The organism is Mesorhizobium sp. M4B.F.Ca.ET.017.02.2.1, from assembly GCF_003998955.1.
Lineage (GTDB): Bacteria > Pseudomonadota > Alphaproteobacteria > Rhizobiales > Rhizobiaceae > Mesorhizobium > Mesorhizobium abyssinicae.
Map to the genome: position 1 here is coordinate 1 of NZ_RZOF01000701.1, position 515 is coordinate 515.

Annotated in this window: 1 pseudogene; it reads right to left on the reverse strand. The window is 72.6% G+C overall.

Annotation, left to right across the window (positions count from 1 at the left end):
- Nucleotides 1-515: pseudogene (locus EN738_RS35830) on the reverse strand (hypothetical protein); the annotation flags it as partial.

Genomic DNA, 515 nt, shown 5'->3' on the forward strand with positions numbered 1-515 from the left:
GCGGGGCCGCGCCCCCCTCGGCCCTCCCGCCCACCCCCCCCACAAGGGGGGAGATGGGCAGCTTCACCCCCCCCCCCGACCCCGCCCGCCACAGCATAGGAGCCAGCGCTGCGCCCATCCGGCAGCCGCACCACGACCGTGACGATCGACCCATAAGCGCCGCGCCAGACGCTGTGGAAGCCCTGATGCGTGGCGGCGGGCACGGAGACGCGGCCGGTGTAGCGGTTGCCGTCCCGCCGCATCGCCATCGGCTCGCCGTTGACGTGAACCTTGACGTTTGCCCCATCGGCAGCGCCGGCATCCAGCGTGACGACGATCTCGGCGGTGTCGCCGGCAGGAATGGTCTCGGCGGTGAGCGGGATGGCGAGTGGCGTGTCGCCGGACCGTGCTGGAATGACGCCGCCACCCGCAAACACATCGTCCGCCAACGCCGGCGTACGTGGCGCGGTGGTGCGGCGCCTCGTGGCGCGCTCGTAGTCGCCGGCCATCGAGAGCAGCGCCACATCCTCATAGGC